Annotated in this window: 10 protein-coding genes and 1 tRNA gene; 4 read left to right on the forward strand and 7 right to left on the reverse strand. The window is 44.0% G+C overall.

Features of this window, described 5'->3' with window-relative positions; genetic code table 11:
* Positions 1–26: 26 nt before the first annotated feature.
* Together CI959_RS11360 and CI959_RS11365 are read right to left on the reverse strand one after the other, a co-directional pair.
* Complete coding sequence (locus CI959_RS11360; protein WP_005854106.1) at positions 27–227, reverse strand: Arc family DNA-binding protein; 201 nt, start codon at positions 225–227, stop codon at positions 27–29.
* A 28-nt stretch (positions 228–255) separates the two neighbouring features.
* The gene (locus tag CI959_RS11365) at positions 256–1,206 is read right to left on the reverse strand and encodes an SPFH domain-containing protein (RefSeq protein WP_011966812.1); all 951 of its coding nucleotides are present in this window, start codon (positions 1,204–1,206) and stop codon (positions 256–258) included.
* 135 nt (positions 1,207–1,341) lie between these two features.
* On the opposite strand from CI959_RS11365, the gene CI959_RS11370 reads away from it, so the two are divergent.
* Positions 1,342–3,345, forward strand: coding sequence for a tetratricopeptide repeat protein (locus CI959_RS11370; RefSeq protein ID WP_057317388.1), 2,004 nt, complete (start codon positions 1,342–1,344; stop codon positions 3,343–3,345).
* 60 nt (positions 3,346–3,405) lie between these two features.
* Here the strand turns inward: CI959_RS11370 and CI959_RS11375 are convergent, their stop codons facing one another.
* A complete protein-coding gene (locus CI959_RS11375; protein ID WP_005854112.1) occupies positions 3,406–6,696 on the reverse strand; it encodes a TonB-dependent receptor in 3,291 nt (1,096 codons plus the stop codon).
* A gap of 436 nt (positions 6,697–7,132) precedes the next feature.
* On the opposite strand from CI959_RS11375, the gene CI959_RS11380 reads away from it, so the two are divergent.
* Together CI959_RS11380 and CI959_RS11385 are read left to right on the forward strand one after the other, a co-directional pair.
* Positions 7,133–10,486, forward strand: coding sequence for a TonB-dependent receptor (locus CI959_RS11380; protein WP_009275592.1), 3,354 nt, complete (start codon positions 7,133–7,135; stop codon positions 10,484–10,486).
* A gap of 81 nt (positions 10,487–10,567) precedes the next feature.
* Positions 10,568–11,773 (forward strand): ectonucleotide pyrophosphatase/phosphodiesterase, encoded by a 1,206-nt coding sequence (locus CI959_RS11385; protein WP_057317389.1) that lies wholly within the window; start codon positions 10,568–10,570, stop codon positions 11,771–11,773.
* Positions 11,774–11,858: 85 nt separating this feature from the next.
* Here CI959_RS11385 and CI959_RS11390 read toward each other — a convergent pair whose 3' ends face one another.
* From CI959_RS11390 to CI959_RS11405, 4 genes are all read right to left on the reverse strand, one after another.
* Complete coding sequence (locus CI959_RS11390; protein ID WP_005854118.1) at positions 11,859–12,707, reverse strand: sugar phosphate isomerase/epimerase; 849 nt, start codon at positions 12,705–12,707, stop codon at positions 11,859–11,861.
* Positions 12,708–12,811: 104 nt separating this feature from the next.
* Complete coding sequence (locus CI959_RS11395; protein ID WP_005854120.1) at positions 12,812–13,027, reverse strand: winged helix-turn-helix domain-containing protein; 216 nt, start codon at positions 13,025–13,027, stop codon at positions 12,812–12,814.
* A 126-nt stretch (positions 13,028–13,153) separates the two neighbouring features.
* Positions 13,154–14,647, reverse strand: coding sequence for an NAD(P)-dependent oxidoreductase (locus CI959_RS11400; protein WP_009018004.1), 1,494 nt, complete (start codon positions 14,645–14,647; stop codon positions 13,154–13,156).
* 95 nt (positions 14,648–14,742) lie between these two features.
* Positions 14,743–14,814 (reverse strand) — tRNA-Glu (locus tag CI959_RS11405).
* 271 nt (positions 14,815–15,085) lie between these two features.
* Here CI959_RS11405 and mutA point away from each other — a divergent pair.
* Complete coding sequence (mutA, locus tag CI959_RS11410; protein WP_011966808.1) at positions 15,086–16,945, forward strand: methylmalonyl-CoA mutase small subunit; 1,860 nt, start codon at positions 15,086–15,088, stop codon at positions 16,943–16,945.
* Position 16,946 lies beyond the last annotated feature (1 nt).

The following is a 16,946-nucleotide window of genomic DNA, read 5'->3' on the forward strand; positions in this document are numbered from 1 at the left end:
AGCCTGATCGAAAGATCAGGCTTTTTTTATGACTTGTCGTCGTTTTGTGGCCGGGGCAGTCTTTTCTTCTTCAACCGTCCTGCCTTTCGTAAGGCTTGGTCCAGAATGTACTGGATTTGGCCATTGGTGCTGCGAAATTCGTCCGCAGCCCAAGCTTCGATAGCTTCCATCATATCAGCGTCCACCCGCAGGATGAAGCTTTTGACAGTATTATCTTTTTTGGCCATATACTAGTATTAATATTAAATTCTTACATTAATGATGTAGAGTCCCGGTATTTACGACAGGTTGCGCTGCCTCGTCAGCACAAAGGACAACCAACAGATTACTGACCATTGCGGCCTTTCGTTCCTCATCCAGTTCCACAATATTGTCTTTATCCAGTTTGTTCAAGGCGAGTTGAACCATGCTAACCGCTCCTTCCACGATCCGTTCTCTGGCGGCGATAATTGCTTCCGCTTGCTGGCGGCGTAACATGACTCCGGCGATCTCGGAAGCATACGCTAAGTAATTGATACGGGCTTCCAATACCTCAATACCTGCTATCGCCAGACGGCTGTTTAATTCCTCCTCCAGCTTTTGAGCGACCTCCCCGTCATCGGACCGTAAGGTCACGGGATCTTTGCTCTCGTTATAATCATAGGCATACATGCCAGCGATCTTACGGATGGCGGCATCACTTTGTATCTGCACGAAATTCTCATAATTCTGCATTCGTTGGGATAATTCAGAGGATTCTCCCATTGATATGAATGATTTATTCGAAGAGATACTAATGGACGAAGAATCGATGTCGAACATCGCTCTATAAGTATCCTTGACTTTCCATACCATCACGGCCCCGATCATAACCGGATTACCGACCTTATCGTTAACCTTGATAGGAGGGACATCTAAGTTACGGGCACGTAACGTGATTTTCTTTTTGCTGTAAAGTGGATTGACCCAGAAAAATCCGTTATCAGTAATTGTCCCTTTATATTTTCCGAAAAAGAGCATTACTCGGGCATTGTTGGGCTCGATTTCCATGAATCCCAATAAACAAACCACTAACAGGCAGAGTCCGACGATGCCGGTGATTACGCTCCAAGTCCCGTTGGTGCCTGCGATTAAATAGCAGCAGAGACCCGATAGAGCCAATAGGAGAAAAAGAGCAATAAACCCCGAGATTCTCAGTCCGTTGAATGTCTTTTCGGTTGCTTTCATGATGATTTGTTTTTGATATTAATTTGATATCACAAAATAAGTGATTTTTATGGAGACTGCCAAATATTTTGAGGGATATTATTAGAGTGATCTGTAAATATTTTCATAGCTTTGTCTCATCTAAAAATTATATACTTGGACTTTCAGTTAGACACGAACAATAAGGAGTTTCAGGATGCCTTGCAACTGATCACCCACACTCGCCAGTCTGTTTTCCTGACAGGGAAAGCAGGGACCGGCAAGTCTACTTTTTTGAAGTATATTTGCAATCATACGAAGAAAAAGTATGTGGTGCTGGCTCCTACCGGAATAGCGGCCATAAATGCGGGCGGCGTTACCTTGCATTCCTTTTTCAAGCTCCCTTTTCGGCCGATGTTGCCGGATGATCCGGATTTAAGTTTGTCTCATGGTCGTATCTTTGAGTTTTTTAAGTATCCGAAGGAGAAACGGAAAATTATCGCGGAGGTCGATTTGATCATCATTGACGAGATATCGATGGTGAGGGCGGATATTATTGATTGTGTAGATCGTATCTTGAGGGTCTATTCCGGTAATATGCGATTGCCTTTTGGCGGAAAGCAGCTATTGTTCGTGGGAGATGTCTTCCAGTTGGAACCGGTTGTTCCGTCGGATCAAAAAGAGATATTGAGTTTGTTCTATGCGAGCCCTTTCTTTTTCTCGGCTCGTGTGTTCAAGGACATTAATTTAGTGCCGATCGAGTTGCAAAAAGTGTATCGCCAGACCGATTCTGTTTTTATCAATATATTGGATCGGATTCGTAATAATGCCGCTAGAAAACAGGAGTTGGATACGTTGAACGGTCGTTATTTTCCGTCTTTCGAGCCTCAGAATGAGGATATGTATATCACGTTGGCCACTCGCCGGGATCAGGTTGATTTTATCAATGAGAAGAAGTTGGCCGAGCTTCCCGGAGAAGAGTACGTCTCCGTGGGAAAGATCGAGGGGGATTTTCCAGAATCCTCACTACCTACCCAGCTGAATTTATCCATCAAGGAACAGGCGCAGGTTATTTTTATCGATAATGATTATGAGCGTCGTTGGGTGAACGGGACGATTGGTATGGTATCGGGTATCGATGAGAATGGAAATGTTTATGTCTTGCTGGAGAGCGGTGTGGAACATTTGGTGGAACCTACCTCATGGCGAAATTATAAATACAAATATAACGAGAAAGAGAAACGGATCGAGGAAGAGATTGTCGGTACGTTCGAACAATTGCCGATTCGTTTGGCTTGGGCGATCACGGTGCATAAGAGTCAAGGCTTGACTTTTAGCCGGGTGGTAGTTGATTTGACCGGGGGGGTATTCGCCGGGGGACAAACCTATGTGGCGTTGAGCCGTTGTACCTCATTGGAGGGATTGGTGCTAAAAAGCAAGATCTCTTCCCGGGATATCTTTATCCGGAAAGAGATCGTGGAATTCAGCCAAATATTCAACAACCAAGCGTTAATAGAGAAAAGCCTCAAGGAAAGTGAGGCGGAACTACAATATGGTCGGGCGGCTCAGGGATTTCGGCTAGGTAATATGCAAGAGGCGGTCGAGGCTTTTGCCGCCGCTGTATCTAAACGGAATGAATTGGATAATCCGATGGTACAACGGCTGCTTCGTTTGAAATTGCAAGCGTTGAATAGTCAAAAGGCACAGATTAAGGCTTTGCGGGAAGAGTTGCATTCGCTTCGTGAGACCCAGAAAGAGTATGCGCATGAATATTACTTGATGGGCAACGAGTGCATAACGAAGGCCCATGACGCGAATGCCGCTATCCGTTGTTTTGATAAGGCCTTGAATTTGAATCCGAATTATGTGGAAGCTTGGGTACGCAAAGGGGTTACTTTATTGGATATAGGTGAGGACTATGACGCTCAGGTTTGTTTAAACAAGGCGGTAAAATTAAGCCCGAAGTCTTTTAAGGCTCGCTATAACCGTGGAAAATGCCTATTGAAACTCAAATATTACGATGAAGCTATTCTGGATTTCCAGCAGGCGATAAGCATCAAACCTAAACATGCGGCTTCCCACGAATATCTAGCGGAAGGGTTCCGGGCGATAGGAGAGGACGAATTAGCCCAGCAGCATCAAGATATTGCGGATGCCTTGCGAGGGGGAGAGGATATATGATGAAATAGAAAAGGCGAGAAAATTTATTTCCCGCCTTTTTTATGGAGTTATATCTCTTGATTAATTAAAGATGTAACGGATACCAACCTGCATTTTCCAGCATTCAGTATAGATACGGTTATAAGAATAAGTCTCAGTCGGATATTCACCATTGATCTTATACATGGAGAAAATTGGAGTCTTGTTATCATCCATGCCTTCATATTTCAAGATACGGCAACCGTTGGAAGAAGATGCGTTCTTCATTACACCCCATTTCGAGTTGATCATATTACCGATATTCATGAAATCAAGGCTCAATTGGAAATGATGTTCGGTTTTACCTGCCTTGAATGAGAAATCTTCCGTGATACGAAGGTCGAAACGATGTACCCAAGGTGCACGTGCGGCATAAGCCTCAGCGTATTCTCCCTTGTGATTCTTTAAATAAGAATCTTGGTCTACGAAGTTCCAGAAAGCGGTTCTATCTGCTTCATTCTTGAATTTGATTTCACTGTCATCTTTCGGGATATACATCATATCATTATTGATACCGTCGCCATTCATATCATTCGTATAAGCGAAGCTATATCCGGAAGCGGAATAACCGGAATAGAACAGATTTAAGCTTGTTTTTCTGAGCAGACCTTTATGGCGGAAGGGTAGATTATAATTGATCGCTGCGATTACCTTGTCGGGCACTACATACCGTGAACGTTGTACGGTTGCGAAATTCGGTCCGTCTATCGTTAACATTCCCTGCCATGTAGATACAGGGTCGCTACCCGGAAGACCGGAAATTTCTTTGGATTCCGTGTGCGTATAAGCCAACATCATGTTCAAATCCTCTACGGGTTGAGCGTTAACCGTAACATTGGCGGTATAACCATGTCCTTTGGATGTGTTAGTTAATACAACCGCATTCTTACCGGATACATACGTATAATCAGATGGATAAATCAAACGGTTATCCGCTCCGTTAAAATGTTCCCAATTTGACGGGTCCTTGATGTTGATATTCTCAAGGGTTACGGCATTGATGTTCTTGTTATAGATGAACTCGCCGGTTACGGATAATGGGAAGGAAGTAGGGAGCTGATAATCTACAGCCAAGGAGGTTTTCCATATTTGTGGCATCTTGAAGTTGTCCTTTACGCCAGAGATCTTAGAACCGGCAACCGGATTCTCTATCGTGGTAGGAAGGCCGAATTTCTTGATCGCATCGTCTACATTCGTAATCATGCCGCCAGCCAATTGATCCAGACGGGAATCATGACTTACCGCAATTCCATTCTCATATTTTGTACCGAATACTACAGCATTTTGTACCATATTCGAGTTTGTCGGCATATTCGTAAAGAATACCAAGGGTAAACGTCCGGTAAATATACCTGTACCACCACGTACTTTTAAGGAATTATCCTTGAACACATCCCAAACGAAACCTACACGAGGGGATATTTGCATTCTAGACTTAGGCCATTTGCCGGTGTCGATATGTTTGCCTCCGAAATCAAGATCGTAGATTGCGTCGTTTCTTTGAAGATCACTATTGTCGAAAATTAAATCATCGAAACGTATGCCATAAGTTAACTTCACGTTCGGACGAATGTTCCACTCATCCTGTGCGTAGAATCCGATCTGGTTAAAAGTAACCTGAGCTTTCGGGTCGGAAACACCGTTGTAACCGTATGTCCATGCGAACGTTTCAGGAGCGGCACCGTTCAAGAAATCATCTAAGCTGCTGTAACGATAATATCCCGTACCGTTGCGCATATAAGCATTGCTAGCAAGTTGGTGCTCGAAACTGATACCAGCTGTGATCTTATGGTCGCCGGCAAAGTAAGTGAAGTTATCGATAACACTTGTGATCTTGTTCTTCACGCCGTTGTTGTAAGTAAATAATTCATATCCGGCACTCATATAAGGCTCCATGATTTGGTTACCTTCCGCATCTTTACCTGCCAAGATATCAATAAAGGGAAAAGGGGAAGAGTTGGTTCCGCGCATATCCTCGATATCCGTATAAGTGAAAAGTAACTGATTGGAAATCTTATCAGAGAAGCGACTGTTCAAATCAGCGGATACGGAAGACACTTTATTGTCTTGGGAATACATGCTGTTGGCAAAAGACATGGATTGGTAACCTACACGGCTTGTATTATACAGACGAGAGCCGGAACCACCATCCATAGAGTTAGCGTTGGGAGCGTTCCATGCGGTATTCTTTGTATAGTTGTACCGTACGCTCAATTTATGGCCATTCGTGATATTCCAGTCGATACGACCTAACAATTTCAAATTCTTTTCGTCTGCGGGGAAGTTCGTGGCTGATCCTGTATCATAACCATATTTATCTCTTAAGAAATCGGATACCTTTTGCATGTCGGAGAGTGTAGTGCGAGATATGTAGTTATTCTCGTCCGGTTGCTCTCCTTCGGTACGAGCTCTCCATTTGATCACTTGTTGCGGTTGTTTTTCCACCTCTACATTGGCGAAGAAGAATAATTTATTCTTGATGATCGGACCGCCGAACGTAGCTCCGTAAATCGTTTTGGATTCCTTAGCACGTGCGCCCAAGTCTTCTCCATCGATTGAGTTTCCTCGCATATTCTGGTTCTGGAAGTAAGTGTAAGCGGAACCTTTGAATGTGTTTGTACCGGATTTGGTGATAGCGTTGATACCGCCACCAATGAAGTTTGTCTGGCGGACATCGAACGGGGCGATTACCACTTGTACTTCCTCGATAGCGTCCATAGAGATCGGGTTACCGCCTCCGGGAAGATTATCCGAAAGGCCGAAGTTGTTATTAAAGTTCGCTCCATCTACCGTAAAGTTCGTGGAACGGCCATCGCCACCGGCAAAACTCATGTCGGAGGCATAAGGAGAAAGGCGTGCGATATCGGAGATACTACGGTTAATGGTGGGTAAAGAGGTGATCTGTGACGAGGAGATATTGGTTGTCGCACCCGTCTTTTCCGTATTGAACTTCGTTTTCGCCGCTGTGATTACGATCTCGTCCAAGGTCTCAGAAGATTCTTTCAACTTAACATTCAAGTTGTAGTTCTCTCCCAATTGCAGGGTAATGCCGGAATAAACGGCAGATTGATAACCAACGTAAGAGATCGTAACTTTGTATGGACCTCCTGTACGCATACCTTGTAAGGAAAAGCGTCCGTCAACGTTTGTGATCGTACCATAATTTGTCCCAGAAGGTTCGTGAACCGCCAAAACGGTCGCACCAATAACGGGTTCATCTTGAAACATAACTGTTCCACTCATACTGGCTGTTGTTACCTGTGCTTGTGTCGGGATGACAAACAAGAAACTCAGTACAGCTAAAAGGAATAGCGTCTGTAAATGTCTGCTCATAATTTAAAATAGTTAATGTAATAAAAACTTTCGCAAAGTTATGGGTTATTTTTTAATATCATTGTATGTTTCTTATTTAATACTTGTTTCATATTCATGAAGTTGTTGTGACGGGGCGGAATTGAGTAATGTCCTTATTCGGAGATGGATGGCTTGTATTGGCAAAACAAGAGGGTTCTTTATGAAATTTTTAATTTGATGATTCTTAACTAACATTCCCTGTTGGGCGGTGATTTAAAAGAATTATAGACGCTTTTCCTGCATATTGTTGGATTATGGATGTGATTGGTTGAGAATAATAATCTGGAGATCTGTGTGAGGAATGTTAATGCTATGAATATTATATATAGTTTGTGACAAAAAGAGATATCTAATCCCTATCTTTGCGGCGATATACAAAAATGTTATAATTATTTTAAATATAAATACTTCTTGTATGAGGAAAACTTATCTACTTTTAACGTTACTTTTGTTGTGCGTGGGAATATCCATACATGCTCAGGTGACGACGGCGAGTATGAGTGGTAAAGTCACGGATACATCATCGGAAGCGATGATCGGAGTGAATATCAAGGCTACGCATACGCCAACGGGTACCGAATACTACACGATTACCCAGCCGAATGGTTCTTATTCTTTTAACAACCTTCGTATCGGAGGCCCTTATGTGGTAGAGTTCTCTTATATTGGATACAATACGGAGAGCCGGACAGGAATAAACTTGGTTTTGGGTGAGGATCTGAAACTGAATGTAGTAATGCGGGAAGATACCCAAGCTCTCGATGAGGTAGTCGTGGTTGCGGATAAGAACCCCATTATTTCAGGAAGCCGTACAGGTGCGCAGGAAATCATCACTCGTGAGAAGATGGATAAGCTGCCTACGATTAACCGTTCTTTGGATGATTTCGTGAAATTAACCCCGATGAGTAGCGGAAAGAATTTTGGCGGTGTCTCTTACCGTTTTAATAATGTAACGGTGGACGGTGCCTCCTTTAATAACTCGTTTGGTCTGGCTTCTGCTCTTGGAGCTTCCGGTACGGAACCGATTTCTTTGGAGGCACTCGAGCAGGTACAGGTGATGATCGCTCCTTTTGATGTTCGAAATGGAGGATTCACGGGTGCGGGTATTAACTCCGTAACGAAATCCGGTTCGAATGAGTTTCATGCTTCTGTATATATGTACACGAAGAGTCCGTCTATGATGGGATATCGTGTGAAGGATGAGACGATTGGTGTTTCAGAGTTCTCTAATCACCAATACGGTATCAGTTTATCCGGTCCGATCATTAAGAATAAGTTATTCTTCTTCATCAATGGTGAGATGGATCGTCAGGAGGAACCGATTTCTTATACGACCGCTAATTCTGCGGCGGATGCGACAGTCTTGCAGGGTTTATCTGATTTCTTAGGTGATGAGCTTGGGTATAATCCGGGTAAATTCGACGTGAATAAGACAAATACTCAAGCGGATCGAATCACGGCTCGTTTAGACTGGAATATCAACTCAAATAATGTGTTGAGCTTAAAATATTATTATTTGAAATCGTTTAATACGAATAACCCTTCTACTTCCGGTGCGCCGAATAACGGACGTGGACCGAATGCGTTCGCTATTCCGTTCTCTTCTTCTTTCTACCGGACGAATAATAACTTCAATATTTGGATGGCCGACTTGAATACGACCATTAATGACCGTATGTCTAATTATTTGAAGATCGGTTATTCCCGTTTGCGTGATTATCGCGATATGGATGGTGGTTACTTCCCGCAAGTGGATATCTTGGATGGTGATAACAATGCTTATACGACTTTCGGAACCGAGGCAAACTCCTATAATAACCAGTTGAACAGTGATATCTGGCAGATACAGGATAACTTCTTGATGAATTTTGGCAAACATCAGATTACGGTTGGAACGCAAAGTGACTATCGCGCCTTTAAGAATGGTTTCGCTCAAAACTATCCGGGTTCTTGGGTATTTAACTCTGTCGATGATTTCAAGTTCAACGTATTGGCTACAAAACAATACATGGCCGCTCATAACGGAAGTGTACAAGGATTTGATATCCGTGAGTTTAATCCGAAAGATTTTGGATTTGGTTCCAATGTGACAGGTATTACGAATTCTTCTTCTACGGGGTACCAGTACTATGCGCAAAGATATTCGATGACGGATGATTTTCCATTCGCCGAGATAAATGTATTCCAGTTAGGTTTGTATGCCCAAGATAAGTGGACGGTAAGTGATAAATTGAACTTGACGTTAGGTTTACGTATTGATGTTCCGTTCTTTATGACTGATTTGCAGTCGAATGATAAAGTCGCCGCCGAGACCTATCGGGATGGCATCAAGATCGATGTTTCTAAATATCCGAACGCCAAACCTCAGTTCTCTCCTCGATTTGGTTTTAACTACAAACCGTTTGACGATGAGAATGGAAGTTTGCAGATCCGTGGTGGTACGGGACTCTTCACGGGTACTCCTCCTTATGTATGGATCAGTAATCAAGCCGGCAACAATGGCGTTTTGTTTGGTGACTTGAATGTCCGGGCGGTAAAGGACAAGAATGACAATATCATTAGCGATGGCAGACCTTCGCTAGGTTTTACCGGAAATATGGATACTTATAAACCGGCTGAAGGTAGCGCTACCCGTTCGGATATAGCGATTACGGATCCGGACTTTAAATATCCGAGCTTATGGAAAAGTAATATCGCTGCCGATTATAAGTTTGGTGATGGCTGGGTAGCTACCGTAGAGTTGCTGTACTCAAAAGACATTAACGCTATTTATCATGACAATATCGGATTGTATCGGACCGAGCAATTTGTAAATGACGGTGGAGCGGGTAACGCACGTCCATATTATAATGGCTATTATAGCGATAGGGAAGGAAATCAAAAGGCCGCGAATCATGTCGTGATGCTGCGTAATACCAGCAAAGGACATTCGCTTTATACGACCTTCCAGTTGCAGAAAAACTTTGTTGATGGAATCTTGAAGGGATTGTATTTGAATGGATCTTACTCTTTCGGGCAGTCTAGAGGTGTAACAGACGGAACATCGTCTGTGGCGACTTCCGCTTGGAAGTACCGTGCGGCCTTGGATGGAAATGCGGAAGAAGTAGGTTATACGGCAGGTTCTTTTGATGGTCGTTTGTTATTGTCCGCTTCTTATACGGCTAACTGGAGTAAATATGCGGCAACAAGTTTTGGTTTGATCTATCAGCGTTATCGTCCGTTCCGTTATTCTTATTGTTATAATGGTGACGCGAATGGCGATTCTCAGTTCTCCAATGACTTGATGTATATCCCTGCGAATTTTGACGAGGTAAAAGATCATTTGTTACCGGGCGATTTCGATAGCCAAGAAGATGCATGGAAAGCGATGAATGCCTTTATCGAGCAAGATCCTTATTTGAGCAAACATAGAGGTGAGTATGCCGAACGTAACGGTGCTGTCGCTCCATTTGCGAATCAATTGGATTTGAGCGTTTCTCATGATATAAAGATTTACCAGAAGAATGGTCGCTCACATACCTTGCGCTTTAGTTTCAATATCGCCAACTTCTTGAATTTGTTGAATCGTAACTGGGGTGTGGTACAAACAACCGTTTTGGGTAATCAGCAATATCAGTTCTTGACGATCCCGAAAGGACAAGGCCCGAGTGCGGCGAACAACTATACGTTGAAGTATACGATGGCGAAAGATTTGGATGAGACCTTCAAGGATAATTTGAACGATGTGTCTCGTTGGCAGATGCAATTCGGTATCAAGTATATCTTCTAAAAGAAAAATCTTTCATTAGATAAAATTTAATAATTAGAAGAGGTTCACTATCTTTGTGGACCTCTTTTTTAATTTAATGATATGTGGAATAATCGTATTGAGTTCTTACTCGTTAGTTTCTTTTGTATTTGTTCATTGGCTTTTACCGGTTGCCAAACGAAAAAACGATCGGATCGTTATGTCGTAGTTTTATCAATGGACGGTTTCCGCTCTGATTATCCCTCACGTGCTCATACTCCGACGTTGGATTCTTTGGCGAATGTAGGGGTTCGCTCCACGTTTCGCCCATGTTATCCCAGCGTGACTTTCCCGAATCATTATAGCATGGCTACCGGATTGCATCCGGATCACCATGGTTTGGTAAATAATTTCTTTTATGACGCGGAGCTTGATAGTTCATACCGGATGGGAAACCTGGATCCGCGATTTTATGGTGGAGAACCTATTTGGAATACGGCGGAACGCCAAGGGGTTCGTACCGTTTCCTTCTATTGGGTTGGTAGCGAGGTGCCTTTGGCGAGTGGCCAGCCTTCAATATGGAAGCCGTTTGATAAATCGGTTTCTTTTTCAGATCGTGCTGATTCCGTGATCTCTTGGCTGAAGTTGCCGGAAGATATACGTCCTCATTTGATTATGTGGTATATGGAAGAGCCGGATGCGATAGGTCATTCCGCTACCCCGGATTCCTCGGCAACCTTGGATGTGGTAGAGAACTTGGATAAAGTCTTGAATCATTTCTTCACGGAAGCCCGTAAGCTGGATATTTTCGATAAGATCGATTTTATCGTTCTCTCGGATCATGGAATGGCCACCTATTATCCCGAGAGATATGTGAACTTGAATGATTATCTACCCCGGGATAGTTTCGATTATGTCTTTGATGGCGTTCCTACATTATTATATCCGAAGAAAACCTATGTGGATACGGCCTATGCGATTTTACAGAAAGTGCCGAATATAACCGTATGGAAGAAAAACGAGATCCCTGAGAAATTGGTTTACGGAAAGAATCCTCGAGTTAGTGATCTGGTTGTTTCTCCACATATTGGAACGTATGTGCAATTCCGCGAGAAATCATCTCCCCGTTATGCGGCGACACATGGTTACGATAATTTTACACCGGAGATGGAGGCTATATTCTATGCGGCAGGTCCCTCGTTCAAGAAACACGTAGAGGTTCCGCAAATGGCGAACGTGAACCTCTATTTGATGATCGCACGCTTATTGAATATACAGCCCGCCCCGAATGATGGAGATAGCGCTGTCGTTCAGCGGTTATTTAAATGATAGGACTTCGCGCTACTTTCTAAATGGGGATTTACTGCACGGGCCTTGCAGTACTACTGTAAAGCCGGTTGCAGTAATTGATGCCTTATTGATGTTCGCATGTCATCTTACGCATGAAAGCGAGACTGCCTTTAGCTAGCTCATCTGCGTTGTATTTAGATGGACGCCAAAGAGATACGGCTTCCGCCATGCCGGGAACGGAATTGGAGAAATTCTCCAGAACTAAGTTTCCATTGAAATCGATTTCCTGTAGTCCCCGAAACAAATCATCCCAGCGTACGTTTCCTTCACCCAGCATTCCCCGGTTGCTTTCAGTCATGTGAATATGGCGAAGTCGGCTGCCTGCGGCGATAACCGGTTCATAGAAACTAGTCTCTTCTATATTCATATGGAAAGTATCCAGATGCAAAGATAAATTCGGAGCGTCTACGCGTTTGATAAAGCGCAAGACTTCCTCCGCGGAGGTACACATATAGCTTTCATAGCGATTGATCGGCTCTATACCGATCGTGATTCCGGATCGGCCGGCGTATTCGGCAACCTCCGCCCATACCTCACAAAGCGTATTCTCTTCTTCCCGTGTTCGCTGTTTGCCGGAGAAGACCCCGATGCCGGAATGTAAGACCCCTCCCAAGTAATCAACCTCCAGTTCGCTCGCTTTATCCAGCGCCGCCTTGATCAGGCGAGTCGCTTCCTTGGGATAAAAAGGAATATGCGCTTCTTGGGGAAGGTTGAGAGAACAAGTCGCCTTCAATCCGTGTTGTTTCAATTGTCGCTTTACGGTTGGAGCGTCGAACTCCATGGAAGGAGGCAATAAGATTTCCAGTAAATCAAAACCGGCGGCAGATGCTTGCTGGATGGCGAAAAGACCGCCTTCTGGTGTCCACATAGGTGGTATCCAAGAAAGGATGGAAGCTCCGAAAGTAGGATTCATAATCGTATTGTTTTTATTCGTTAGGGTTACAAAGTAAGTACTTTTTTGAAGATTTCATTGCGAAGAAAGTGAAATCCTTCGCAATGAAATATCATAAATGTCATTTAAAAATAAAAGTTGGTACCCGGACAGAAGATAGGGTGGCTGCTGGTGTTATCAATTTCAATCTTATTTTCTCTAGCGAGCCAACCGATAGCGGACCATAGATCCGCATCTGTTAGAGCGGATTTTGCTCTCAACGCCTCAAAACTCCAATGTTGGCCATCTGAAAGCAAATTCCAGATAGCTCCTGCATTTAATCCGATCGATCCTTTTGTCATGATAAAATCTGTTTTTATGTTTATGGTATATAGTGCTTATATTGTTATAACAGATAATATCCGGTAAAAGTATGTTGCGTTGAGATAAATAATCTAAAAAACAAAAATCTCTTGATGCGTTGAATTTTATTCCTTGAAGTCAGCGAATATGGATTCATCGTATACATTGTGTTCCTTTTTATCGTGGAATGGATACCATACTTGGGCGAAGAACGGATTTCCTTTAGCGATCTCGTCGTAATTCCAAGGGAGCGGTAAACATTCCGGGCACCAATGGCCTCCTAATAATACTAATGTGGGAGAGGCCTTAAAACGGTGACCGAATTGGCATTCCCAATCGAGTGGGGTCGATAAGTCTCCTTTTGTCATGGCCGGGGACAAGCATTTTCCTCCCCTGAATTCTGCGGCTTTACGCATATCCTCGATATCCCATTCCGACTTCGGCTTACTTTCATCATAACCATGATCCAGAAAGACGGGTGTTTCGGAGGGGCGTTTTGTCCGGATCTTATCCCAACCCGGGATTGCTTGCCAATCCTCATACGAGCCAAAATAGGCGGATATACGATCTTGGTGTCTGTTCTTGATCCAGTTACGGGTTCCCAGTCCCGGCTTTTTAGCGATGGCTCCCATACCCAGTTTTATGAAGATAGGAGGGACGATCTTTGCTAGGTGGAAATACCAAGGGACTTGGCTGGCCATCCATTTAAAATAATCGTCGCAAGTTTGGTTACTGCGGAAATGCAGATATCCTTCTAATAGATCTGAATCGGTATACCATTGTCCGTGGAAATTACGGGTAGCGAACCAGTTCGGTTCGAATATTTTCTCCGGGGCGGGACAGCCGATCGCTTTTAACAATTTACTCTCAAACTCATAATTCGTCAGGCGGAAAGATGGGCCGCTACTAATGTTATAGAAACGGTTCCAAAACTCATCCGGCACCTCTTCCTCGCATACATTCGCTAGTAAGCGACCGGAATCCTCGGCGGTAGCCCATTCCAGCACGCCGTCTAGCGGTACGTGGAATGTGATTGGGTCCGAACCCTTGAATAATAATTCGGGGCATAAGATACCGGTTTGGCGAAGGCACGCCCAATGTTTAATACCCGACTCCACGAAAATACGTTCGGCTATTGTCTTTGAGATGGCATAATGATCATAGACACTTATATTGATCGGATCTCCCGTACGTCCCCAATGAACCGGTGCGTTACGGTGGCCGGTTTGCGCCACGGAGCCGATATAGACTACCTTGATCTGATCTGCGTTCGGTTGCGCTTTTACGGCATCCACGATGTGTTGAGCGGCGGTCGTGTTTACTTTCAAGGTCTTTTTAGGGAAATAATCCGCCGCCGGCGAAACCATTCCACCTACGTGTAATACGTAGTCCGCCCCCGTTACTCCATTTAAGACATCTTGATAACTCGTCAAGTCTCCCCAAACGATACGGATCCCTTCCATAGCCTCATAGGTGGCCAACTTCTCTTTATTGATTTTGCTCGGACGAGCCAAGAGTGTTATATTAAAACGATCTAGCCGTTTGGACAACTCGACCAATCCGGCATGGCCCATCGTCCCGGTGGCTCCGGTCAGAAAGACGGTCTTTTTACTTTTCATGATATAATTTAAGTGTATAATAAAAATCTTAGGATACTATCGGGTAGCGAAGGTATATAAAAAAAAGCTCCCAACCAATAGGTTGAGAGCTTTTGTAGTGGATACGAGAATCGAACTCGTATTGCATGCGTGAGAGGCATGTGTCCTAACCGTTAGACGAATCCACCATTTAGATGTCATTGTTTTTGTTTGACGATGCAAAGGTAGATATATTTTTTAATTCTGCAATAGTTGGACTGAGTTTTTTTGAAGAAAAAGTGTGTTTTTTATCAAAATGCCAAGAAAACGGGGAGAATACCACTAAAAGGCGTTAAAAGTAGTTGCGATTTCATTGTTTTTTCATTGTCGGTACTGTTTATTTATTCTACCTTTGCCATCTGTAATTGAACAAAATAGTATTGAACATTACTAATACCAGTTTAATAAACAACTAATATTATGGCAGAACTTAAAGAAAAACTTTTCTCAGAATTCGCACCTGTGTCTACTGAAGAGTGGATGGCGAAGATAACGGCCGACCTGAAAGGGGTACCGTTTGAGAAAAAGCTTGTTTGGAAGACAGGCGAAGGATTTAATGTAAATCCTTTCTATCGTGCAGAAGACATCGAGGGTTTAAAGACTACAGAGTCTCTTCCCGGTGAATTCCCTTATGTTCGTGGAACGAAGAAAGACAACGATTGGAAGGTACGCCAGAACATTGAAGTTTGCTGCTTCAAGGGTGCTAACGAGAAAGCACTAGACCTTTTGACGAAAGGTGTTACTTCTCTTGGGTTCATCATCAAAGGTGATGAGGTGAACGAGGAGAACATAGCTACTTTATTAGAGGGTATTTGTCCGGCTTCCGTAGAATTGAACTTCAACACTTGCAACTGCAAAGCGGAGAAGTTGATCGGTATCTTGGCTGACTACTTCAAAGGCAAGGGTGTCGATGCAGAGAAGTGCTACGGTTCTGTAAACTATGACGCTTTCAAGAAACCTTTAGTAAAAGGTAAAGAAAACAGTGAGTGGGTAGAAGGTGCCGCAGCTGTGCTCAAAGCTGGACAGGCTTTGCCTAACTACCGTGTATTGGCTGTAAATGCGTTCCTTTTCAACAATGCTGGCGCTTACATTTCTCAGGAATTAGGTTACGCCTTGGCTTGGGGTAACGAATTGATGGCAAAACTAACCGAGGCTGGTTTCACCGCTGACGAGGTTGCCAAGAAGATCAAATTCAATTTTGGTATCAGCTCTAACTACTTCATGGAAATCGCTAAGTTCCGTGCGGCTCGTTGGTTGTGGGCCGAGATCGTAGCCGCTTATAAGCCGGCCTGCGAATGCGCTTGCAAGATGGTTGCTCACGCACAGACTTCAGAGTGGAACATGACGGTTTACGATGCTCACGTAAACTTGCTTCGTTCTCAAACTGAGGCTATGTCTGCCGCTCTTGCTGGCGTAGACTCTATCACGGTTCGCCCGTTTGATAAGATTTACCAGACTCCGGACGATTTCTCCGAGCGTATCGCACGTAACCAACAATTATTATTGAAGGAAGAGTGCCACTTGGATAAGGTCGTTGACCCGTCTGCCGGTTCTTATTATGTAGAGGTATTGACGAATTCCTTGGCCGATGTCGCTTGGAAGTTGTTCTTGGAGGTTGAGGAAAAAGGAGGATTCTCCGTTGCCGTGAACGCAGGTGAGATCCAAAATGCCGTTAACGCTTCGAATGTAGTTCGTAAGAAAGCGGTTGCTACCCGTCGTGAGATCCTGTTGGGTTCTAACCAGTATCCTAACTTCACGGAAGTAGCTGCCGATAAGATTCAGGAAAAAGGTTCTTGCTGTTGTGGCGGTGGTCATTGCGGCGAGGCAACGATCCCGGCTCTTGATTTCTCTCGCGGCGCTTCCGAATTCGAGGCTTTGCGTATGGCGACAGAGAAGAGTGGCAAGACTCCGAAGGTATTCATGTTGACGATCGGTAACTTGGCGATGCGTTTGGCTCGTTCACAGTTCTCCGCTAACTTCTTCGCTTGTGCCGGATATAAGATAATTGATAACTTAGGCTTCGATACGGTTGAGGCTGGTGTTGAGGCTGCAGTCAAGGCGGGTGCTGAGATAGTGGTTCTTTGCTCTAGTGATGACGAGTATGCTGAATTCGCTCCTGCTGCTTACAAGGCTTTGGCCGGACGTGCCGAATTCGTTGTAGCCGGAGCTCCTGCTTGTGCGGACGACTTGAAGGCTCAAGGTATCGACCAGTTCGTAAATGTAAAGAGCAATGTGCTTGAGACATTGAAAGCATTCAACGCTAAATTAGGAATCGCTTAAG

Origin of the sequence: Parabacteroides sp. AT13, from assembly GCF_002272965.1 — a bacterium.
Taxonomy (GTDB): Bacteria; Bacteroidota; Bacteroidia; order Bacteroidales; family Tannerellaceae; genus Parabacteroides; species Parabacteroides distasonis.

What these genes read in the sequence shown, in the direction of transcription:
- CI959_RS11360 (WP_005854106.1), bottom strand. Translation starts at nt 227, where the DNA reads ATGGCCAAAAAAGATAATACTGTCAAAAGCTTCATCCTGCGGGTGGAC.
- CI959_RS11365 (WP_011966812.1), bottom strand. Translation starts at nt 1,206, where the DNA reads ATGAAAGCAACCGAAAAGACATTCAACGGACTGAGAATCTCGGGGTTT.
- CI959_RS11375 (WP_005854112.1), bottom strand. Translation starts at nt 6,696, where the DNA reads ATGAGCAGACATTTACAGACGCTATTCCTTTTAGCTGTACTGAGTTTC.
- CI959_RS11380 (WP_009275592.1), top strand. Translation starts at nt 7,133, where the DNA reads ATGAGGAAAACTTATCTACTTTTAACGTTACTTTTGTTGTGCGTGGGA.
- CI959_RS11385 (WP_057317389.1), top strand. Translation starts at nt 10,568, where the DNA reads ATGTGGAATAATCGTATTGAGTTCTTACTCGTTAGTTTCTTTTGTATT.
- CI959_RS11390 (WP_005854118.1), bottom strand. Translation starts at nt 12,707, where the DNA reads ATGAATCCTACTTTCGGAGCTTCCATCCTTTCTTGGATACCACCTATG.
- CI959_RS11395 (WP_005854120.1), bottom strand. Translation starts at nt 13,027, where the DNA reads ATGACAAAAGGATCGATCGGATTAAATGCAGGAGCTATCTGGAATTTG.
- CI959_RS11400 (WP_009018004.1), bottom strand. Translation starts at nt 14,647, where the DNA reads ATGAAAAGTAAAAAGACCGTCTTTCTGACCGGAGCCACCGGGACGATG.
- mutA (WP_011966808.1), top strand. Translation starts at nt 15,086, where the DNA reads ATGGCAGAACTTAAAGAAAAACTTTTCTCAGAATTCGCACCTGTGTCT.